This is a genomic window from Ornithinimicrobium tianjinense, from assembly GCF_014636495.1.
Taxonomy (GTDB): domain Bacteria; phylum Actinomycetota; class Actinomycetes; order Actinomycetales; family Dermatophilaceae; genus Ornithinicoccus; species Ornithinicoccus tianjinensis.
Genome location: NZ_BMEM01000004.1, coordinates 60,909 through 81,635 on the forward strand (window position 1 = coordinate 60,909; position 20,727 = coordinate 81,635).

The following is a 20,727-nucleotide window of genomic DNA, read 5'->3' on the forward strand; positions in this document are numbered from 1 at the left end:
GCTCCTGGTGGGTGGGAGAGACTCGGTCGAGGTATCTGATACCGACTGTAGCCGATACGTCGAGTACTTGGTACTGTGGCGGGCATGACACCCCGCCCCTCGACCGTCCTGCGCGGCTCCGCCACCCCGGACGGCGTCCGCGACGGCCGCGACGCGCGGTGGGAGGCGCACCGCGCGCGCCGTCGGCGCCAGCTGGTCGAGGCCGCGCTGAAGGCCGTGCGCAGGCACGGCGCAGGCGTCGGGATGGACGAGATCGCGGCGACCGCGGCCACGAGCAAGACCGTGCTGTACCGCCACCTCGGCGACCGGGCCGGCCTCTACCGGGCGGTGGTCGCGGCCGTGGACGAGCGGATCCTCGGGGAGATCTCCGCTGCAGAGTCGACCGTGGGCGAGCACGCGACCGTCGACCGCATCGCGGCGATGGTCCGCGCGTACCTGTCGATGGTCGAGCGCGACCCCGAGATCTACCGCTTCGTCATGACGCGCCCCCTGGAGACCGCCGAGGGGGGCGCGCAGGACCCCGTCCACCAGATCACCGACCGCATCGCCGGCCGCCTCACCGAGGCGCTCCGCGAGCACCTGACCGCCACCGGTCGCGCCGACGCCGAGCGCCTGGCCTCGGTCTGGGGCACCGGCATCGTCGGCCTCGTCCAGTCCGCCGCCGAGCACTGGCTCACCGCTCAGGGCCAGGCCGGCACCTCCGGCCAGGCCCGCCCGCTGTCGACCGACGACGTCACCGACGCCGTCCTCGCTCTCATCAGCCCCGCCCTCACCGCGCCCGACCGGCGCGCGGACGACATACCTCCCAGGAGCGCATCATGACGACCATGTCCTCCGGCACGCCCACGACGCTGCCGACCTGGCACTCGACCCCGCTCGGGGCCGCCCTCGACCGGGCCACCGGCGGCAGCTACCACGAGGTGAAGCGAGAGCTGATCGGGCGGCTGCCGCTCGACGCCCTCGTGCGCGACCACGGGATGACCATGGAGGAGGCGCGGGAGTGGACGCGCCGCAGCGCACGCGTCGTGGTGGACGCGGGGATGTCCGCCACCGGGTTCCCGGTCGCGCAGGGCGGGCTGGACGACCCCGGCCGCTCGTGCGTGGACTTCGAGGTGACCGCGATGGCCGACCTCTCGCTCACGGTCAAGGGCGCGGTCGTGTTCGGGCTCTACGGCGGCGCGGTCAACGCGCTGGGTTCCGAGCGCCACCGCGAGGAGTTCCTCCCGCCGCTGATCACCGGCGCGCACGTGGGGTGCTACGCCATGACGGAGTTCGGCCACGGCTCGGACGTCGCCTCCCTGGAGACGACGATCACGCACGACCCGGAGACGGACGAGCTGGTCGTCCACTCCCCCACGCCGTCGGCGACGAAGACCTACATCGGCGCGGCGGCCGAGGACGCCACGATCGCGGCGGTCTACGGCCAGCTGGTCGTGGGCGGCGAGGGCCACGGCGTGCACGTGGTGCTCGTGCCGCTGCGGGACGGCACCGGGTCGGCGCTGCCGGGCGTCACGATCGGCGACAACGGCCACAAGGGCGGCCTGCTCGGCGTCGACAACGGCACCCTCACCTTCGACCAGGTGCGCGTGCCTCGCCGCATGCTGCTCGACCGCTTCGGCGGCGTCGATGCCGACGGGCGCTACGTCTCCGACATCGACAGCGACAGCAAGCGCTTCTTCACGATGCTGGGGACCCTGGTGAGAGGCCGCATCTGCGTCGCCACCGGCAGCTCGGCGGCCGCGCGCAAGGCGCTGTCGATCGCGGTCCGGTATGCCGACCGTCGCCGCCAGTTCGACCGTCCCGACGGCAGCGGGGAGGTGCTGCTGCTCGACTACCTCGCCCACCAGCGCAAGCTGCTGCCCGCCGTCGCCACCGCCTACGCGCACCGCACGGCGATCAACGAGCTCGTCGACCGGCTGCAGGAGCTGCACCAGCTGCCGGAGAAGGACCAGGTCGCCCAGCGGGAGCTGGAGACCCGGGCTGCGGGCCTCAAGGCGCTGTCGACGCGCTTCGCCAACGACACGATCCAGGTGTGCCGCGAGGCGTGCGGCGGCGCGGGTTACATGACCGAGAACGGCCTGACCGGGCTGCGCGCCGACGCCGACGTCTTCGCGACCTTCGAGGGTGACAACACGGTGCTGCTGCAGCTGGTGGCCAAGGGCCTGCTGACCGGCTACAAGGAGATGTGGGGCGACCTGGACACCCGTGGGATGGTCGCCGCGTCGGCCCGCATGGTCGGCGACCAGGTGATCGAGGCCACGTCGATGCGGCCGCTCGTCGACCGGCTCGTGGCGGCGGCGGCCCGCCGCTCGCCGTCGGAGACCCTGCTCGACCGCGGCTGGCACCTGGCGATGTTCAGCGACCGCGAGCGCCACGTGCTCGAGACGCTCGCGGCGCGGCTGCGCCGGGCCAAGGGCGACGCGGCCTTCGAGACGTTCAACGCGGCCCAGGACCATGTGCTGCTGGCTGCACGCACCCATATGGACCGCGTCGTGCTGGAGGCCTTCGTGTCAGCCGTGGACGCCTGCGACGACCCGGAGACGCGGGACGTGCTGGAACGGCTGTGCACGCTCTACGCACTGAGCTCGATCGAGGCCGAATCCGGGTGGTTCCAGTCCCACAACCGGATGTCGGCGACGCGCGCCAAGGCCGTCACCGCCCAGATCAACAGGCTGTGCGGGGAGCTGCGCCCGGTCGCGCTCGAGCTGGTGGAGGGCCTCGGCGTGCCGGAGGCCTGGTTGGGGTCGGCGATGCTGGTCGAGGACCCCGCCCGCTGGACGCCGGGCGCCACGGGCTGAGCCCGCTCGCGACCGGACAGGCGTTGCTGCCGCACCACCCGCAACCGGACAGGCGTTGCTGCCGCACCACCGCTGGTGGCGTGCAGTCAGACCGGCACTTTTCTCTGCTCGCGCCGGGCAGTCCCCAGACCACGCGCCCGGCGCGGGGGGCGGTGCGGAAAGTGCCGGTCTGACTGCATACCCGAGACGAAGCGGGCAGCGCTCACGCACCCGACACGCGCGCTCCTCAGGTGCGGCGACCGCTGGGCCTCACGAGCGCGACCTCTGCCTCAGGCCCCCATTCGTAGTCGTCGTCGCACCGGTAGCCCCGCAGCCAGGGCTCCCCGTCGACGACCCTGAGATAGAAGCCCTTGGGGTGCTCGATATCGGGACTGACCGGCACCGAGGCGACGTGCACGGCACCGGTCGGTGGTCGGCCGGCGGACAGGACCGAGTCCGGGGCTTCCGGCTGGTCCAGGGTGGCGAGCCTCAGGTATGGCGCGGTGACCAGCGGGGACGGTTCCAGCCCCAGTGCGGAGGCAGCGTCGAGCACCTGACCCAAGGTGCCGCCGTCGACGAGCCCGAGCTCGCTCACCGTCCGCCGGACCACGGTGAGCGTGCTCGCCGAGACGTGGTCGAAGTCCCGGTGCTCGAGCAGCGTCTCGGCGTGCACGTTGAGCTGCACTCCGGCGCGGGTCAGCGCTCGGCGAAGCTCCTCGCGGCAGAGGCCACCCACCTCGATCGTGATCGGGTCCCGCTCAGCCTCTCGCACGCGGACATCATGTCCGATCCGGGGCGCCGCACCTGGGCCGAGACCCCACCCCGGCACTAACGCCTGTCCGGTCGCGGGTGGAGCGGCACTAACGCCTGTCCGGTCGCCAGAGGGAGCGGCACTAACGCCTGTCCGGTCGCGGGGTGGTGCGGCACTAACGCCTGTCCGGTCGCGGGTGGAGCGGCACTAACGCCTGTCCGGTCGCGGGATGGTGCGGCACTAACGCCTGTCCGGTCGCGGGGCGGCGTCTAGGCGGGGCGGCCACCGGCGACACCGGCGACACCGGCGACACCGGCGACGATCTCGGCCAGTTTGTGCGGCTCGCTCCACATCGGCCAGTGGCCGGTCGGCAGGTCGACCATGTCCAGCTGGCGGAACTCCTTGAGGCCGGCGAGGAAGCCCGCGCCCTGATCGGCGTAGGAGCGGTAGTCCTCCGCCGAGAGGGCGGTGGCGACCAGCGTCATGGGCACGTCGAGCCGGCGTCCGTCGGTGAGCCTGGCCGCGTCGCGCATCGTGCCCGTCGGCTGCGGCACCGCGCGCTCCCGGAAGTTCGCCAGCTGCTGCTCGGACAGACCCGCCATCGAACCGTTCTCGAACTCCTCGTCCCACTGCGCCGAGAGCGGGTAGCCCTCCCCCTCGACATCGGGGTTCATGGCGAAGCCGTCGACCACGGGCGCGGTGTCGACCCAGACCACGTGGCCGACCCGGTCGACGTGCCGGTCGAGCGCCACCGTGGCGGGGATCGCCGCGCCGCTGTGCGCGACGAGCACCACCCTCGCACCCTCCGGCGCCGCCTCGATCGCGTCCTCGATGGCCCGCGCGTGGTCCTCGAGCGTCACCGACCCGCGGTCCGTGTCGTCCGGAGCGAGCCCCGGCAGGGTGAGCGCGACGGGGTCCAGCCCGCGGGCACGCAGCAAGGGCAGGACGTCGTCCCACGCCCAGGCGCCCAGCCAGAAGCCGGGGACGAGGATGACTCGGACAGGTGAGGTGGTCGTCATACCCCCGAGTGTGCCGGGCAAGGCGGACAGGGTGTGTCCGCGGTCGGTGGCAGGCTGGGGGTATGACGGACACCACCGCCCGCGTGCTCCAGCTCCTGGGACTGCTGCAGGGTCGGGCGATCTGGACCGGGCCGGAGCTGGCCGAGCGCCTCGGGGTGACCACCCGCAGCGTGCGGCGCGACGTGGAGCGGCTGCGGCAGCTGGGCTACCCGGTGCGCGCGAGCACGGGGGTCGGTGGCGGCTACCAGCTGGGCGCCGGCGGCAAGCTGCCCCCGCTGCTGCTGGACCCCGAGGAGGCGGTCGCCGTCACGGTGAGCCTGCGGCTGGCGGCCGGCGGCTCGGTCACCGGCGTCGAGGACTCCGCGCTGCGCGCCCTGGCCAAGCTGGACCAGGTGCTGCCGGCGACGCTGCGCGGCGAGGTGGAGGCCATCAGCCATGCCGTGGCCGTCGTGGAGGGCGTCAACATGCCCGTCGACGCCCGCCTGCTCAGCACGGTCGCCCGCGCCTGCCGCGACCGGGTGCTGCTCGACTTCGCCTACCTCGCGCGCGACGGCGCGGCCAGCACCCGCCGGGTCGAGCCCTACCGCGTCGTGGCGATGGGCAGGCGGTGGTACCTCCTGGCCTGGGACACCGACCGCGGCGACTGGCGATCCTTCCGCCTCGACCGGGTCGAGGTGCCCAGCGTGCACGCGACGACCTTCCGCTCCACCGCCCGCGAGGCGCCCGACCCGGTCGACTACGTGCGCGACTCCGTCCTGCGCTCCCCCTACCGGTATGTCGCACGCCTGCGCCTTCACGCTCCGCTGGACGACGTCGTGGCCAGGGTGCCGCAGAACGCCGGCCGGCTGACCGACCTCGGCGACGGCACCTGCGAGCTGGAGACGGGCGCCGAGACCCTCGACTACCTCGCCATCGAGACGCTCTGGCTGGGCGTGGCCTTCGAGGTCCTCGAGCCGCCGGAGCTGAGGGAGACGGTGCGCGAGCTGGCCGACCGGCTCACCGCCGCGGTGGGATGACCTCGGGCACGGAACGCACGCGTCCCGCGGTGATCGTCACGCGGAAGTCGGGAACGGTCCTGACTTCTGCGTGACGATCACCGCGGGACGGGATCGTGCTCTGCCGCTGAGGCGCTCAGGCCTGCTTGGCCTCGGTGACGACCTCAGTCAGGGCGTCGGTGATGATCTTCAGCTCCTCGCTGGTGATGGTCAGCGGCGGGGCCAGGCGGATGGTCGAGCCGTGGGTGTCCTTGGCCAGGACGCCCTTCTTGGCCAGCTTCTTGCAGGCCTCCTTGCCGGTCATCAGATCGGTGGAGATGTCGATGCCCGCCCAGAGCCCGCGCACCCGCACCTCGTCGACGCCCTGGCCGATGAGCGCCTCGAGCGCCTCACGGAACTGGCCCTCGAGGTTGGCGGCGTTCTGCTGGTGCTCGCCGGTCTCGAGCAGCTCGCAGACCGCCAGCCCGACGGCTGCCGCGAGCGGGTTGCCGCCGAAGGTCGAGCCGTGGGTGCCCGGGGTGATGACGTTCATGACCTCGGCGTCCGCGGCCACGGCGGAGACGGGGACGATGCCGCCGCCGAGCGCCTTGCCGAGGGTGTAGAGGTCGGCCTCGACGCCCTCGTACTGGCACGCGAGCGTGGTGCCGACCCGGCCCAGGCCGGCCTGGATCTCGTCGGCGATCATCAGGACGTTCTTGGCGGTGCACAGCTCGCGCAGGCCCGGCAGGAAGCCCTCCTTGGGGATCTTCACGCCCTGCTCGCCCTGGATCGGCTCGACGAGCACGGCGACGGTGTGGTCGTCGATCGCGGCCTCGATGGCAGCGAGGTCGCCGTAGGGGACCGACTCGAAGCCCTGGGTGTAGGGGCCGTAGTGGTCGCGCGCCTCCGGGTCGTCGGAGAAGGAGATGATCGTGGTGGTCCGGCCGTGGAAGTTGCCGTCCATGACGATGATCTTGGCCTGCTCGGCCGGGACGCCCTTGACGAGGTAGCCCCACTTGCGGGCGATCTTCAGCGCGGTCTCGACGGCCTCGGCCCCGGTGTTCATCGGCAGGATCATGTCCTTGCCCACCAGCTCGGCGAGCTTGGCGCAGAACGGGCCCAGCTGGTCGTTGTGGAAGGCGCGGCTGGTCAGCGTGGACCGGTCGAGCTGGTCCTTGGCCGCCTGGACGAGGGCGGGGTGACGGTGCCCGAAGTTGAGCGCGGAGTAGCCGGACAGGGCGTCGAGGTAGCGGTTGCCCTCCACATCGGTGACCCAGATGCCCTCGGCGTGCTCGACGACGACCGGCAGCGGGCTGTAGTTGTGCGCAGCGACCTTGTCCTCGAGGTCGATGAAGTCCTGGTTGGTGGACAGCTCAGTCATGCGGGTCATCCTAGGGCTCGGGGGTTGGTGCAGGAACACAGCCTCGCGTCGGCTAGTCATGCAGACTACAGCATAAGTATGCAGTGTCCGCGCGGACGCTCCTCAGCTGACGTCCAGGGCGTCGCCGGCCTGCTCCGGGAGCAGCAACCAGGCGGCCGCGGCGCCGACCCCGAAGGCCGCGCCGAAGACGACGAAGAGCGCCGCGTTGCCCCAGGCGCCGAGGATCACCGGCACGAGCAGCGGGGCCGCGATCGAGGCGATGCGGCCGAAGCCGGCGGCCGCCCCGGCCCCCGAGGCGCGCAGGGTGGTCGGGTAGATCTCGGGCGTGACGGCGTACAGCGCGCCCCAGGCCCCGAGGTTGAAGAAGCTCAGCGCGCAGCCGGCGGCGATGATCTGCCACACCTCCCCCGCCATCCCGAAGAGCACGGCCGCCACGCCGGAGCCCACCAGGAAGGTGGCCAGCGTGGCGCGGCGCCCCCACACCTCGACGAGGACGGCGGCCACGGCATACCCCGGCAGCTGCGCGAGCGTGATGACGAGCGTGTAGCCGAAGGAGCGCACGAGGTCGAAGCCCTGCGCGTGCAGCAGGCTCGGCAGCCAGATGAAGGCGCCGTAGTAGGAGAAGTTGACGAAGAACCAGACCAGCCAGATCCCCAGGGTCCGGACCCGGTATGCCGTGCTCCACAGCTCACCGGGAGTGCGCGCCGGAGCGGGTGGCAGGGGACGGCTCTCGACCGCGTCGACGCCGGCCGACACCTCGAAACGGCGGACCACGGCCTCGGCCTCGTCGACCCGGCCGCGGCGCTCGAGGAAGAGCGGCGACTCGGGCAGGCCGAGGCGGACGACGACGGCATACAGGGCGGGCACGATCCCCAGCGCGAAGGCCCAGCGCCAGCCGTCCGCGGAGGTGGGGACCACGAAGAACCCGATTAGGGCGGCGAGGATCCAGCCGACCGCCCAGAAGGACTCCAGGATCACCACCATCCGCCCGCGGATCCGCGTCGGCGAGAGCTCGCTGACCAGCGTGGAGGCGACGGGCAGCTCGGCCCCGAGGCCCAGACCGACGAGGAAGCGCAGGACCAGCAGCATCGCGAGGCCGGTCGCCAGCGCCGAGGCGCCGGTCGCCAGGCCGTAGATCAGCAGGGTGAGCGCGAAGACCGTGCGGCGCCCGTAGCGGTCGGCGAGCATCCCGCCGACGGTGGCTCCCAGCGCCATCCCGACGAAGCCGATCGACAGCAGCCACGACTGCTCGGTGCGGGTGAGGTCCCACTGCGTGGCGATCGCCAGGCCGACGAAGCTGATGAGCCCGACGTCCATCGCGTCCAGGGCCCACCCGGCGCCGGCGCCGGCGAGGACCCTGGTGTGCGTTCTGGTGTAGGGAAGCCGACCCATCCGCTCGGGACGGGTCGGCTTCTCGGCCGCCACCGGGGGCGTCGTCGTGGACATGACGGCAGGGTATGCCGCGTCAGCGGTAGTTGGTGAACTGGATCGCGAAGTCCAGGTCCTTGCCCTTCAGGAGGCGCTGGACCTCCTGCAGGTCGTCGCGGGACTTGGAGGTCACCCGCAGCTCGTCGCCCTGGATCTGGGCCTTGACGCTCTTGGGCCCCTCCTCGCGGATGATCCTGGAGACCTTCTTGGCGTTCTCGCTGGAGATGCCCTCGCTCAGGGCGGCGTCGAGCTTGAACTCCTTGACGGAGAGCCGGGGCACGCCGTCGTTGCTGTAGTCGAGGTGCTTGAGCGACACACCGCGCTTGACCAGCTTGGTCTGGAGCACGTCGAGGACCGCCAGGCAGCGCTCCTCGCTGTTGGCGGTCATCTTGATGCTCTCCCCGGCCAGCTCGACGGAGGCCCCGACGTTCTTGAAGTCGTAGCGCTGGCTGATCTCCTTGGCGGCCTGGTTGACGGCGTTGGCCACCTCCTGGTGGTCCACCTTGCTGACGATGTCGAAGGACGAGTCGGCCATGACGGCATACCTCCTGTGCCCGCGGGCGCTCGGTTCGGAACTGCTCGATGAGACTGTTATCCTTTCATCCGCGCGCCGCCGTGCGCGCACTGGCAGGTTGTCCGAGTGGCCAATGGAAGCGGACTGTAAATCCGTCGGCGTACGCCTACGCAGGTTCGAATCCTGCACCTGCCACCCACTGACGAAGGCCCCGCGAGCTCCGCGGGGCCTTCGTCGTCCCTGGGCCGCTCCTTCAGGACGGGGGTGTGCAACACCGCCTCCGCCAGGCACATAGTGGGGGTGTCGCCGCCAGCCGGTGCCGACGCCGACACGACCGAGGAGGGCAGCGATGGCGCTACGCCTCGCGGGGAACGACCCGCCGGAGACGTCCGTCCGCGACCAGCGGGACGCCACCTGGTTCGACGGGTTCTTCGCCCAGCACGCGACGTCCGTCCACCGCTACTTCGTGCGGCGGGCCGCCCACGACGACGTCGACGACCTGACCGCCGAGGTCTTCGCGACGGCCTGGCGCCGCAGGGACAAGGTCCCCGAGGGGTTCGAGCTGCCGTGGCTCTACAAGACGGCCTCCTTCGTCCTCGCCAACCACCGTCGCAAGCCGACCCTCACCCTGATCGCGGAGTACGGCCGCGGCGAGGAGGAGGCGAGCACCACCCGCAGCGTCGACCCGGCCGATCTGGTGATGGCCGACGACGAGGTGCGGCGCGCCATGTCCAAGATCAGCGCCCGTGACCGCACGGTGCTGATGCTGCACGCCTGGGAGGGACTGGACGGGGAAGGCCTCGCTCACGCGCTGGGCCTCACGCGAGGCGGGGCAGCGGCCGCGCTCTCACGTGCCAGGGCCCGGCTCCGCGACGCCTGGGACGACGACCACTAGGTCGACGTCATACCCACCACCTGCCACCACCTGCACCACCCACTGCAAGGAGATCATCATGGTCGACCACGACGAGGCGATGGCGCGGCTGCGCGACAGCGACCCCGCGACCGGATCCCACCCCGACCTCAACGCCCTCCGCTCGCTCGTCGCCGGCAAGGCCCCGGCGAGCCAGGGCACCGACCACGTCACCGCGGTCCACGACGACCTGATGCGCGGTCCATCCCTGCGCGCCCCCTGGATCGCGGCCGCCGCGGTCGCCGCCCTGGGCTTCGGCGGCGGTGGCTACGCGCTGGGCGCCGCCGGGGGCGGCGAGACGCCGATCGTCTCCGCCTCCAGCACCGAGGACGACAGCCGCGACGACGGCACCGACAGCGGGACGGCCGGGGAGTCCGCGCCGCTCGGTGACGATGGCGCCGCTGCCACCGCGATGCCCGGCGTGGACGCGATGGGCTCCGACGAGAAGAGCATGGCGGGCGGCAGCGGCGCGATGTTCGACATGGGTCCGGTGCGGCTCCAGGCGGGGCCGGGTCTGTCGGCCGAGCGGGGCACGGCCCCGGTGCGGGCCCTGACCACCGACGAGGACCCGGCGGCGTTCCTCGCCGCCTGGGCCGAGCGGATCGACTTCCAGGGCGTCGCGCCCCAGCCGGAGTCGGAGGGCGCCGGCTGGTACGGCGAGCACGTCCTCATCGAGGTCGACACCATGCGCGTGCTGTCGGTCAGCACCGCGGGCGGAGCGCTGCAGCTCAGCTACGAGGACCAGCTCCGCAGCCCCTACTGCACCGACATGTACGAGGGCATGAGCGCCGAGGACCTCGCGACGATGAAGGAGGAGTTCGCCCGCGCGATGGGCCCGGACATCCCCTTCCCGGACCAGGCGGAGTGCCAGCCTCCCGACGGTGCGCTCCCCACCACGGAGCAGGCGGTCGCTGCGGCGAAGGACTTCTTCGCCAGCACCGGCCTGGACGTCTCGGACTACACGCTGCAGGCGTCGGAGTACCAGGATCCTGGGGTCAACTACGTCATGGTCGAGGGCTGGCCCGAGGGTCAGCGCGGAGGCGAGCTGATGATCAACGCCAGCGTCGGCCCCGACGGGGTCTACAGCGCCTGGGGCGCGGTCGGCGAGATGACGTCGCTCGGTGACTACCCGGTGATCTCCGCCGTCGAGGCGGTGGAGCGCTACGGGCAGCGAGCGTTCGCGGTGGAGTACACCGTGACGCTCGCCGAGGACCTCGCCGCCCAGTCCGGCCCGACCGACTCGCTCACGATGCCGGTCCCCGAGTACGACCCGCCGGAGAGCGGCCCGCTCGCTCCCGGCGACCCGCTGCCGCTCCTGATGGCGGACAAGGTCGTCACCGACGCCGAGCTCACGAGCGGCACGATGTGGACCAGCTCCGGCTCGGTCGAGGTGCCCGCCTGGAAGCTCGTGACCGACGACGGCGCGCACTACAGCGTGCTGGCGCTCACCGACGAGTCGATCAAGTGGGTGGACTGGCGGCAGTAGCCGGCGGCCCGGGTGGCACGATGCGTCCATGACCAGCGCGCCGCCCGACCCCGCCCCGTTGACCCTGCCCCGCACACCAGCCCTGGTGCTGCGGGGCAGGGTCTTCGACGCGTCCCGCCCGGCGGTGATGGCCATCGTCAACCGCACCTCGGACTCCTTCTGGGCAGGCAACCGCCACGCCGCGCTCGAGGATGCGATGACGGCGCTGCACGCCGCGGTCGCCGCCGGCGCCGACATCGTCGACGTGGGCGGGGTGCGGGCGGGCCAGGAGGGCGCCTGGGTGGACGCGGACGAGGAGATCGGCCGCGTGCTGCCCTTCCTCGAGGCGGCGCGCGCGGCATACCCGCAGCTCGTCCTCTCCCTGGACACCTGGCGCAGCGAGGTCGCCGCCGCCGCGGAGGGCGTGGTCGACCTCGTCAACGACACCTGGGCGGGGCACGACCCTGACCTGGTCGGGGTCGCGGCGCGGATCGGCGCCGGAGTGGTGTGCTCGCACACCGGCGGACTGCCGCCGAGGACGGACCCCGTCGCGGTGAGGTATGCCGATGCTCGCGGCTCCGACGAGCTCGCCGTGGTCCGCGACGTGCTGGGGGTGCTGGCCGCGGGCGCCCGGGCGGCCGAGGCCGCCGGCGTGCCGAGGGAGCGGATCCTCGTCGACCCGACGCTCGACTTCGGCAAGACCACCCGGCACTCGCTGGTCACGCTGCGGCACACCGCCGACGTCGCTGCCCTGGGTTACCCGGTGCTGCAGGCGCTCTCGCGCAAGGACTTCGTCGGGGAGACCCTCGACCTGGAGGCCGACGAGCGGCTCGAAGGCACCCTGGCCGCGACCGCCGTGGCGGCCTGGCTCGGCACGACGGTCTTCCGGGCGCACGACGTGCGCGCGACGCGGCGGGTCGTGGACATGGTCGCGAGCATCCGCGGAGAGCGGCCGCCGGTGCGTGCTGTCCGTGGCGAGCCGTGAGTGGCTCGGGCACGGCATACCCGAGGAGCGCGGACCTGACCCACTCACCTGAGTGGCTCGGGCGACCCCCGGAGCTCAGTAGCGCTCGATGCCGGGCTGGCGCCCCTGGGCCATCTTCTCCAGGCGCGCGATGCGCTGGGCCATCGGCGGGTGGGTGGCGAACATCGCGGTGACGTCCTTGGCCCGGAACGGGTTGGCGATCATCATGTGGCTGGCGTTGACGACGCGCGGCTCCGGGGAGAGCGGCGCCCGCGCCGTGCCGGCCTCGAGCTTGCGCAGGGCGCTGGCCAGGGCGAGCGGGTCGCCGGTGAGCGCCGCGCCGTCCTCGTCCGCGTCATACTCACGGGTCCGGCTGATGGCCAGCTGGATGACGGTGGCGGCGAAGGGCGCCAGCAGCGCCATCGCGAGCATCGCCAGCGGGTTGCCGCCGTTCTCGCGGTTGCCGCCGCCGAAGAAGAGCATCATCTGGGCCACCGAGGTGATGACGCCCGCGACGCCGGCCGCCACCGAGCTGGTGAGGATGTCCCGGTTGTAGACGTGCATCAGCTCGTGGCCCAGGACGCCCCGCAGCTCGCGCTCGTCGAGCAGGTGCAGGATCCCCTCGGTGCAGCAGACGGCGGCGTTCTCGGGGTTGCGGCCGGTGGCGAAGGCGTTGGGCGCGGCCGTCGGGCTGACGTAGAGCCGCGGCATCGGCTTCTGCGCGACGGCCGAGAGCTCCTCGACGATGCGGTACATCTGCGGCTGCTGCTCGCGGGTCACCGGGTAGGCCCGCACGGCGCGGATCGCCAGCTTGTCGGAGTTCCAGTAGCTGTAGAAGGTGGTGCCGAGTCCGAGCAGCGCGAACAGCCAGATGTAGCGGCCGCCGCCGATCACGGCCCCGAGGCCGAGGAACAGGGCCCAGATCGCGCCGAACAGCAGCGCGGTCTTCAGGCCGTTGTAGTGCTTGTGCATATCGCTCCAAACGCGCTGGTCGAAGGCCTTGTTCCAGGACGGGAGGGGGTCAGAGCACCCCGACGGGCACGATGCTGCCGACGACGAGGAGGGCCGACAGGGTGGCGACCAGGCCCCACACCGCGACCGGGGTATGCCGTTGCGGCGCCACCTCGGCGCCGCTCCCGGTCGGGCCGAGGAGCACCGCGAGCCAGCGGACGTAGACCGCGATGCCGATCGCGACGTTGACCGCCGCCACGACCGCGAGCCACCAGGTGCCGTCGCCGACGACGGGGCGCAGGGCGACCACCTTGGCGACCAGGCCGACCACCGCGGGCGGCAGACCGGCGAGGGTGAGCAGCGCCAGCCCCAGCGGCAGCGCCAGGAGCGGACGGGACCGGACGAGCCCGCGCTGGGCCTCGAGGGAGGTGTCGCCCCCGCGCGTGGCCCGGGCGACCGCGACCACGACGACGAAGGCCAGGAGTGTGCCGGCGATGTAGACGAGGAGGTAGGAGCCGGCGGCGTGGACGGCCCGCGAGGAGAGCGAGGCCAGCGGGAGCAGCACCCAGCCGGCCTGGGCCACGGTCGACCAGGCGAGCAGACGCACGGCGTCGGTCTGCACGAGCGCGACGATGTTGCCGACCGTCATCGACAGGGCGGCGAGCAGCGCCACCGCGAGCAGCGTGGTGTCGTCGACCGCTCCGAGAGCGCGGACGAGCACGACGAGGGCGCCCAGGGCCGCCACCTTGGAGACGGTCGCGAGGTAGGCGGTGATGGGCAGCGGCGCGGTCACGTAGGTGATCGGCGTCCAGGCGTGGAACGGGACGGCCGAGACCTTGAACGCCAGCCCGGCGAGGACGAAGACGGAGGCCAGCAGCAGGAGCACGGGCTCACGGGCGGTCGGCGCCCCGAGCAGCGCGGTGCCGGTCGCGGCGACCCACAGCGCCGCGCCCATCGCGAGGAGGCCGAAGGAGACGAGGGAGGTGGTGAGGAGCGCGACCGCGCCCTCGACCGAGCGGGCCCGCCGCTCCCCGGCCCAGCGCGGGTCGGTCAGTGCGACGAGCACGACGGTCGGCAGGGTCGCCAGCTCGATCGAGACGAGCAGGGTCCCCAGGTCGCCCGCCGCCGGGACCGACGCGGCACCCGCCGTGGCCCCGAGCAGGAGCGCGACCACCACCGGGGTGCGGTCGCCCTCGGCCGACCACTCGGGCCAGGCCAGGACGAGCACGACCAGAGCGCCCAGCAGGGCCGCCACCTGGAGGGCGGAGACAAGTCGGTCCGCGGCGTAGAGGCACTCCCCGCTGGCCAGGCAGAACGCCTGGACGCTGTCGCCGGCGCCCAGGAGCACGCCGGGGAGCGCGGCGCCGGCCCCGACCAGCAGGCCCACGGCGGCCGTGGCCAGGTGCACGGTCCGCCGACCCAGCACCAGCGCGTCGAGGACGAGGACCAGCACGGCGGCGACGACGGGGGCCAGCACGGGCAGGGTGGAGAGCAGGTGCACCTCGAGGCTCATCGCCCGATCACCGCCACCACCGAGGCCTCCGTGACCGTCAGCAGGAGCACCGGCAGCACCCCGACGGCGACGACGAGCACGCCGAGGATCCGCAGCGCCACGCGCTCGGTGCGCACGGCGTCCGGGATCCGCGGCTCGACGCGGTCACCCGACCAGACCTCGTGCAGCACGCGAACACCGTAGGCGACGGCGAGGGCCCCGCCTACCGCCGCGGCCACGGCATACAGGCGGAACCAGCCGTCGGGACGGTCGGCCGCAGGCGTCCACGCGGCGTAGACGGCGCCGATCTCGCCCCAGAAGCCGGCCAGTCCCGGCAGGCCCATGGAGGCGGCGATGCCCAGCACCAGCCAGGCCCCGAGCCGGGGCGCGCCCTCGCGCAGGGCCGCGCGCGCCACGCTGAGGTGGGCCGAGCCCCAGCGGTGCTTGAGCCCGCCGACCACGACGAAGAGCAGCGCAGAGATGAGCCCGTGGGCGACGTTGCCGAAGAGCGCGGCCTGCAGCCCTGTCTGGGTGCCGGAGGCCAGCCCCAGGACCACGAAGCCGAGGTGCGCGATCGAGGACCACGCGATGAGCCGCTTGAGGTCGGGCTCGACGAGGCAGGCCAGCGCCGCCCAGATGACGCCGGTGACACCGAGCCCCCCGAGCAGCGGCGCCCAGAGCGAGAAGCCCTCGGGCACGACCGGGATCACCAGCCGAACGATGCCGTAGGTCCCGAGCTTGAGGAGGACGGCGGCCAGGAGCACCGAGCCCGCCGTGGGCGCGGTCGCGTGCACCCACGGCAGCCAGGTGTGGAGCGGGAAGACCGGGATCTTGAGGGCGAGGCCGAGGAGCAGCACCGCGGCGAGGACGGCCTGGGCGGCGGGCGGGATGCCCTGGCCGCGCAGCTCGGCCCACCGGGACAGGTCGGTGGTGCCGGTCGCGGTCGCGACGCCGAGCAGCCCGAGGAGCATCAGGGTCGAGCCGATCACCGTCACCATGAGGAAGCGGATCGCCGCCCCGTCACGGTCGCTGCCGGGGTCGCCGTAGCGGGCGACCAGCACCCACATCGGCACGAGCACCAGCTCGAAACCCACGAAGAAGAGGATCGCGTCCCCGGCCAGGAACGCGACGAGGGCGCCGAGCGTGACGAGGAGCAGGCACGCGTGGTAGGTCGCCAGGCCCGGGACGTCGAGGCTGCGCACGTCCGGGATCGGCGACGTCACGGCCACGTCCTCGTCCGAGACCGGGGTATGCCGTGCCGGCGGCGGCACGTGCAGGTGCAGGAGGGTGGCGACGACGCTCACCACGGCGGTGAGCAGCAGGAGCGGGATGCTCAGACCGTCTGCCTGCAGGCGCAACCACACCCCGAGGCCGGGGATCCACGGCAGCTCGAGCACCGGTCGGTGCAGCGCGACACCGGCGACACCGAGCGCCGAGGCCGACGTCGCCGTGACGGCCAGCGCCCTGATCGTCGTGTGGCCGGGGGCGGTGGGCCAGCGGCCCGCGACGAGGAGGGTGACGGCGACGAGGAGCAGGGGCGCGAGGGCGAGCGCGAGCCAGGCGGTCCCGAGGTCGGGGACGAGCGCGGCGGTGGCGCGGGCGAGGTCGGTCAGCCGGTCGGTCATCGCGTGACCACCCCCACGGCGGCCAGGACGAGGACGGCGCCCAGCACGAGGGCCATGGCCGGGGTGGCGCGGCGGGGGGTCAGCCACTGCGCCGTGCGGCCGAGCAGGCGGGTGCCGACGCCACCGGCGCGGACCCAGGCGTCCAGGACCTCTCGGTCGAACCAGGTGAGGGCCTCGGCGAGCGCCACGACCGGGGTCGCGACGACGAGCCGGTAGGCGTAGTCGAAGCCGAGACCCCGCTCGGCGGCGATGCTCAGGGCCGCCGGGACCCGGGCGCCCGCGTCACGGGTGCGGACACCCCGCGCGGCGAGGGCGACGGCGGCAGCAGCCACGACCATGAGCAGCAGGGTGACGACCAGCAGCTGGACGTTGAGGTGGATGTCGTTGCGCCAGACCGGCAGCGCGGCCACCACGCTGCCCAGGAGCGTCATGAGGGTGAGCACCGTGGTGCCCAGCCGCGCCGAGGAGCTGATCGCCGACTCGGCCCGCTCCAGCCCCTCGGCCTCGTGGAGGACCGCGGGCTCGTCGAAGAAGTCGTCGATGCGCTCGATCTCGCCCTGGTGGTAGGTCGCCGCGTGCACCTCCGCCTCCGTGGGTCGGTCGAGCACCAGCCACGCGCGCATGCAGTAGGCCGCGGTGAGCGGTGCGGCCGCACCGACCGAGGACAGCACGATGACCGAGGCGACCCCGCCGGAGGACACGGCTCCTGCCTCGGCCGTCCCGAGGATCAGCTCCTTGGAGAAGAACCCGACGAAGGGCGGGACCCCGGCCAGGCCCAGCAGCCCCCAGGCCAGCCGCCGACGGAGGACGCGGTAGCGCCGGGCACCGGAGGCGACGAGGGTCATCGCGGTGCCGCCGACCAGCACCCCCAACCAGCCGACGGTGAGGAAGAGCAGGGCCTTGAACCAGGCGTGGGCGATGAGGTGCTGGGCGGCGGCGTCGGGCCCGGACTCCGGGGTGGCCGCGGCCAGCGCGGCGAGCATGAGGGCGACCTGGCTCACGGTGGACCAGGCCAGCAGCCGCTTGATGTCGCCCTGGGCGAAGGCGAGCAGCGCCGCGCCGAGGACGGTCACGCTGGCCAGCACCGCGAGCAGCAGGCGCGCGGGCCCGGTGATCGCGAGCAGCGGGAAGAGGTGGGTCAGCACGACGGTGCCTGCCGCGACCATCGTCGCCGCGTGGATGAGCGCGGACGCCGGGGTCGGGCCCTCCATCGCGTCGGGCAGCCAGTCCTGGAAGGGGAAGGTGGCGGACTTGCCGGCGACGCCGAGCACCAGCAGCACCATGGCGACCACGAGGCCCGGGCCCTGGCCGACGGCCACCCAGTGCTCGACGATCCGGGTCAGGGAGGTGGTGCCCGCGCCGCCCGCGAGCATGACCAGACCGAGCACGAAGCCGATGTCGGCCGTGCGCGTGACGAGCAGCGCCTTCGCTGCCGCGCGCCGGGCGGCGCGCTTGGTGGAGTGGTGGCCGATGAGCAGGTAGGAGCACCAGCCCATCACCTCCCAGCCGACGATGAGCAGGAGCACGTCGTCGGCGTGCACGGTGAGCAGCATGGCGGCGGTGAACAGCGACACGGTCGCCGCGAAGGTCCGGTAGCGCGGGTCGTACCAGAGGTACCAGCGGGCGTAGACCTGCACGACCGTCGCGACCGTGGCGACCGTGGCCGCGATCAGCGCCAGCGGCCAGGTCGCCACCAGGCCCAGCGGCACGTCGAGCTCACCCAGGGGCAGCGCGCCGATCGTCCCGGAGGCCCGACGGCCCCCCGGGGCGGCGGTCACGGCATACAGCTGCCAGACGGTGGCGGCCCAGGTGGCCAGTGCGCCGCCCACCCCGATCCAGGCGGCCAGCCGGTTGGAGCGGCCGGACAGCGTGATGCCGGCGAGCGCCGCGAGGACGGACAGCAGCACGGCCCACTGGGCGGGGGTCCCCCAGAGGTCGGGGACCGGCAGTGTCGGGAGGGGCAGCGACGGCAGCTGGACGTCGGCCCAGGACAGCTCGTCCGGGTCGGGCAGCAAGGCCGACGGTGCGGTCGTCAGCTCGGCGCTCACGCCTCTGCCTCCTGGGTGTCCCGGTCCCGGGGGTCGAGGTCCGCGTGGAGGTCGAGGTGGCCGCGCGCGCGGAAGAGCGCGAGCAGCACGGCGAGGGCGACGACGACCTCGGCAGCGGCGATCGTGATGACGAACAGGGTCAGCACGGGACCCGACGTCGCAGCGGCCTGGTCCGGGGAGGTCGCCGTCTGGCCGACGGTGACGAGAAGGAGGCCGGCGGCGCCGAGGAGCAGCTCGACGCCGACGAGGACGAGCACGGCGTGCCGACGCGCGAGGATGCCGTAGACCCCCAGGCCGGCGAGCACGGCGACGAGCAGGTAGGGCAGGGCGGGGCGGATCATGCCTGCTCCCCCTCCCGCCCGCCGACGGGTGCCCGGGCGACGGCCACGCCGGCGACCAGCGCGAGCAGCAGCAGCACGGACAGCAGCTCGAACGGCCAGACGTAGGTGCCGAAGATGCCGGTGGCCACCGCGGTGCTGTCCGGTCCGGTCACCTCGGCGCGACCGTCGCCGAGGGTGGCCAGCAGGGCCCCGCCCAGGAGGATCGTCGTGCCGGCGCCCACCAGGGCGGACGCCCCGCGCTGCGGCAGCGAGGTGACGACGGGAACGCCGCCGCTGCGGGTGAGCATGAGCGCGAAGAGCACCAGCACGACCACCGCGCCGACGTAGACGAGCAGCTGGACGAGCGCGACCAGCTCGGCGCCGAGCACGAGGTAGCAGCCGGCGAGGCCGCCGAGGGTCACGACGAGCCAGAGCGCGGCGTGCAGGACGCGGACGGACATCACCGCGAGCAGGCCGGAGCCGGCGGTGACCAGGCCGACGGCCAGGAACAGGACGTCGAGACCGCTCACCGATCGTCTCCCGCGGGAGCGTCCGGGGTGTAGCCGTCGTAACCCTCTGGCCAGGTGGACTCGGGCACCCGCTCCATCCACGTGCCGAGGCGCTCCTTGTCGTGGAGCAGGTTGCGGATGTCGCCCTCCGCGTAGGCGAAGTCCGGGGCCCAGAAGAGCGCGTCGAACGGGCAGACCTCGACACAGATCCCGCAGTACATGCACAGCGAGTAGTCGATGTCGAAGCGGTCCAGGACGTTCTTCTGCCGGTCCCGCCCGCCTTCGGTCTGCGCCGGGATCGTCTCCTTGTGCGAGTCGATCGTGATGCACCAGTCCGGGCACTCGCGGGCGCAGAGCATGCAGGAGGTGCAGTTCTCCTCGAGGAGCGCGATGACCCCGCGTGACCGCTCGGGCAGGTCCGGCTGGACGTGGGGGTACTGCACGGTGTGGGCGCCCCGGGCGAGGACCTTCGCGGTCGTCGCCAGACCCTTGATCAGACCCTTCATGACAGCACCACCACCCCGGCGGCCGTGATCGCGAGCTGAAGGAGCCCGATCGGGAGCAGGACGAGCCAGGCCAGCCGCTGCAGCTGGTCCTCGCGCACGCGGGGCCAGGCGACGCGCATCCAGAGGAAGAGCGCGCCGACGGCGGTGGCCTTGACGAGGGTCCACATTGCACCGACGGCGGCGACGTCACCCCACGGGCCGCGCCACCCGCCGAGGAAGAGGACGGTGAACAGCACCGCCATGACCACCATGCCGGCATACTCCGCCAGCAGGAAGAAGGCGAAGCGCAGACCGGTGTACTCGGTGAACGCCCCGAAGACGATCTCCGCGTCCGCGATGGGAGCGTCGAACGGGGTGCGCTGGAGCTCGGCGACGCTGGCGACCAGGAAGACGAACGCGGCCGGCGCCTGCCAGAGCAGCCACCACCACGACCAGGCCTCGACGATGCCCGTCAGCGAGAGAGTGCCGGCGGCCAGCGCGACGCTCGCGGCGCTCAGCACGAGCGGGAGCTCGTAGGAGACGAGCTGAGCGCCGGCGCGCATGCCGCCGAGCAGGGAGTACTTGTTGCCGCTGCCCCAGCCCGCCATGAGGGTGCCGATCACCCCGACGCTGGTGGCGGCCAGCACGAAGAGCAGCGACGCCGGCACCTCGGCCGCGACCCACGCGGCGCTGAAGGGGATCGCCGCGAGCGCGACCAGGTAAGGGATGAGCGCCACGGCCGGGGCGAGGCGGAAGACGTGCCGGTCGGCCGCCGCCGGGGTCACGTCCTCCTTCTGCACGAACTTGATGCCGTCGGCGACCAGCTGCAGGATCCCGTGCGGTCCGGCCTCCATCGGCCCGAGGCGCCCCTGCATGTGGCCCATGAGCTTGTGCTCAAGCTGCCCCAGCGCCAGAGGCAGCGTCAGGAAGGCCGCCAGGACGACGACGGCCTTGAGCGCTACCTCGACGAGGAGGGGGAGGTCGGTGAGCATCATCGCCACACTAACCAACGCGGGGGCGGCCCCGCTGCCCCCATGCCGGGAGACGGGCGATTCTCGCAGGTGACATCACGATGGTTGCGGGTGACGTCGGAATGATGTCATCATGGCGT

At 72.8% G+C, this 20,727-nt stretch carries 19 protein-coding genes and 1 tRNA gene; 7 read left to right on the forward strand and 13 right to left on the reverse strand.

Annotated features, from left to right (window positions below):
• Positions 1–84 precede the first annotated feature (84 nt).
• Positions 85–822: a TetR/AcrR family transcriptional regulator gene (locus tag IEV65_RS11895; protein WP_188431074.1), complete on the forward strand. Its 738-nt coding sequence runs from the start codon at positions 85–87 to the stop codon at positions 820–822.
• Positions 819–2,798, forward strand: coding sequence for an acyl-CoA dehydrogenase family protein (locus tag IEV65_RS11900; protein ID WP_188431076.1), 1,980 nt, complete (start codon positions 819–821; stop codon positions 2,796–2,798). The genes IEV65_RS11895 and IEV65_RS11900 overlap by 4 nt, the downstream gene beginning before the upstream one ends.
• A gap of 226 nt (positions 2,799–3,024) precedes the next feature.
• Here the strand turns inward: IEV65_RS11900 and IEV65_RS11905 are convergent, their stop codons facing one another.
• Together IEV65_RS11905 and IEV65_RS11910 are read right to left on the reverse strand one after the other, a co-directional pair.
• Positions 3,025–3,549, reverse strand: coding sequence for a hypothetical protein (locus IEV65_RS11905; RefSeq protein WP_229735225.1), 525 nt, complete (start codon positions 3,547–3,549; stop codon positions 3,025–3,027).
• Positions 3,550–3,797: 248 nt separating this feature from the next.
• Positions 3,798–4,547 carry an alpha/beta fold hydrolase gene (locus IEV65_RS11910; protein ID WP_188431078.1) on the reverse strand — a complete coding sequence of 250 codons (750 nt, stop codon included), beginning with the start codon at positions 4,545–4,547 and terminating at the stop codon, positions 3,798–3,800.
• A gap of 62 nt (positions 4,548–4,609) precedes the next feature.
• Here IEV65_RS11910 and IEV65_RS11915 point away from each other — a divergent pair, with 62 nt between their 5' ends.
• Positions 4,610–5,563 carry a helix-turn-helix transcriptional regulator gene (locus IEV65_RS11915; RefSeq protein WP_188431080.1) on the forward strand — a complete coding sequence of 318 codons (954 nt, stop codon included), beginning with the start codon at positions 4,610–4,612 and terminating at the stop codon, positions 5,561–5,563.
• A 115-nt stretch (positions 5,564–5,678) separates the two neighbouring features.
• On the opposite strand, the gene rocD is transcribed toward IEV65_RS11915, so the two are convergent.
• From rocD to IEV65_RS11930, 3 genes are all read right to left on the reverse strand, one after another.
• Complete coding sequence (rocD, locus tag IEV65_RS11920) at positions 5,679–6,902, reverse strand: ornithine--oxo-acid transaminase (RefSeq protein ID WP_188431082.1); 1,224 nt, start codon at positions 6,900–6,902, stop codon at positions 5,679–5,681.
• Between the two features lie 102 nt (positions 6,903–7,004).
• Positions 7,005–8,348, reverse strand: coding sequence for an MFS transporter (locus IEV65_RS11925; RefSeq protein ID WP_188431084.1), 1,344 nt, complete (start codon positions 8,346–8,348; stop codon positions 7,005–7,007).
• A 19-nt stretch (positions 8,349–8,367) separates the two neighbouring features.
• Positions 8,368–8,865: a YajQ family cyclic di-GMP-binding protein gene (locus IEV65_RS11930; RefSeq protein WP_188431086.1), complete on the reverse strand. Its 498-nt coding sequence runs from the start codon at positions 8,863–8,865 to the stop codon at positions 8,368–8,370.
• Positions 8,866–8,956: 91 nt separating this feature from the next.
• Here IEV65_RS11930 and IEV65_RS11935 point away from each other — a divergent pair.
• From IEV65_RS11935 to folP, 4 genes are all read left to right on the forward strand, one after another.
• Positions 8,957–9,039, forward strand: a tRNA-Tyr gene (locus IEV65_RS11935).
• A 154-nt stretch (positions 9,040–9,193) separates the two neighbouring features.
• Complete coding sequence (locus IEV65_RS11940; protein ID WP_188431088.1) at positions 9,194–9,739, forward strand: RNA polymerase sigma factor; 546 nt, start codon at positions 9,194–9,196, stop codon at positions 9,737–9,739.
• 58 nt (positions 9,740–9,797) lie between these two features.
• Entirely contained in the window at positions 9,798–11,243 is a 1,446-nt protein-coding gene (locus IEV65_RS11945; RefSeq protein WP_188431090.1) for a hypothetical protein, read from the forward strand.
• Between the two features lie 28 nt (positions 11,244–11,271).
• Positions 11,272–12,207 carry a dihydropteroate synthase gene (gene folP, locus IEV65_RS11950; protein WP_188431092.1) on the forward strand — a complete coding sequence of 312 codons (936 nt, stop codon included), beginning with the start codon at positions 11,272–11,274 and terminating at the stop codon, positions 12,205–12,207.
• Positions 12,208–12,282: 75 nt separating this feature from the next.
• On the opposite strand, the gene htpX is transcribed toward folP, so the two are convergent.
• Genes htpX through nuoH form a run of 8 tightly spaced genes read right to left on the reverse strand, consistent with a single transcriptional unit; the run spans position 12,283 to position 20,608 of the window.
• Positions 12,283–13,158 carry a zinc metalloprotease HtpX gene (gene htpX / locus IEV65_RS11955; RefSeq protein WP_188431094.1) on the reverse strand — a complete coding sequence of 292 codons (876 nt, stop codon included), beginning with the start codon at positions 13,156–13,158 and terminating at the stop codon, positions 12,283–12,285.
• Between the two features lie 49 nt (positions 13,159–13,207).
• Positions 13,208–14,650, reverse strand: coding sequence for an NADH-quinone oxidoreductase subunit N (locus IEV65_RS11960; RefSeq protein WP_188431096.1), 1,443 nt, complete (start codon positions 14,648–14,650; stop codon positions 13,208–13,210).
• Positions 14,647–16,254 (reverse strand): complex I subunit 4 family protein, encoded by a 1,608-nt coding sequence (locus IEV65_RS11965; RefSeq protein ID WP_188431098.1) that lies wholly within the window; start codon positions 16,252–16,254, stop codon positions 14,647–14,649. The genes IEV65_RS11960 and IEV65_RS11965 overlap by 4 nt, the downstream gene beginning before the upstream one ends.
• Positions 16,251–18,302: an NADH-quinone oxidoreductase subunit 5 family protein gene (locus tag IEV65_RS11970; RefSeq protein WP_188431100.1), complete on the reverse strand. Its 2,052-nt coding sequence runs from the start codon at positions 18,300–18,302 to the stop codon at positions 16,251–16,253. Before IEV65_RS11970 ends, IEV65_RS11965 begins: the two co-directional genes overlap by 4 nt.
• Positions 18,299–18,643, reverse strand: a complete 345-nt coding sequence (nuoK, locus tag IEV65_RS11975) for an NADH-quinone oxidoreductase subunit NuoK (protein ID WP_188431102.1) — start codon at positions 18,641–18,643, stop codon at positions 18,299–18,301. Before nuoK ends, IEV65_RS11970 begins: the two co-directional genes overlap by 4 nt.
• Entirely contained in the window at positions 18,640–19,152 is a 513-nt protein-coding gene (locus IEV65_RS11980; protein WP_188431104.1) for an NADH-quinone oxidoreductase subunit J family protein, read from the reverse strand. Before IEV65_RS11980 ends, nuoK begins: the two co-directional genes overlap by 4 nt.
• Positions 19,149–19,637: a NuoI/complex I 23 kDa subunit family protein gene (locus tag IEV65_RS11985; RefSeq protein WP_188431106.1), complete on the reverse strand. Its 489-nt coding sequence runs from the start codon at positions 19,635–19,637 to the stop codon at positions 19,149–19,151. The genes IEV65_RS11980 and IEV65_RS11985 overlap by 4 nt, the downstream gene beginning before the upstream one ends.
• Positions 19,634–20,608 (reverse strand): NADH-quinone oxidoreductase subunit NuoH, encoded by a 975-nt coding sequence (gene nuoH, locus IEV65_RS11990; RefSeq protein ID WP_188431108.1) that lies wholly within the window; start codon positions 20,606–20,608, stop codon positions 19,634–19,636. Before nuoH ends, IEV65_RS11985 begins: the two co-directional genes overlap by 4 nt.
• Positions 20,609–20,727: the final 119 nt, after the last annotated feature.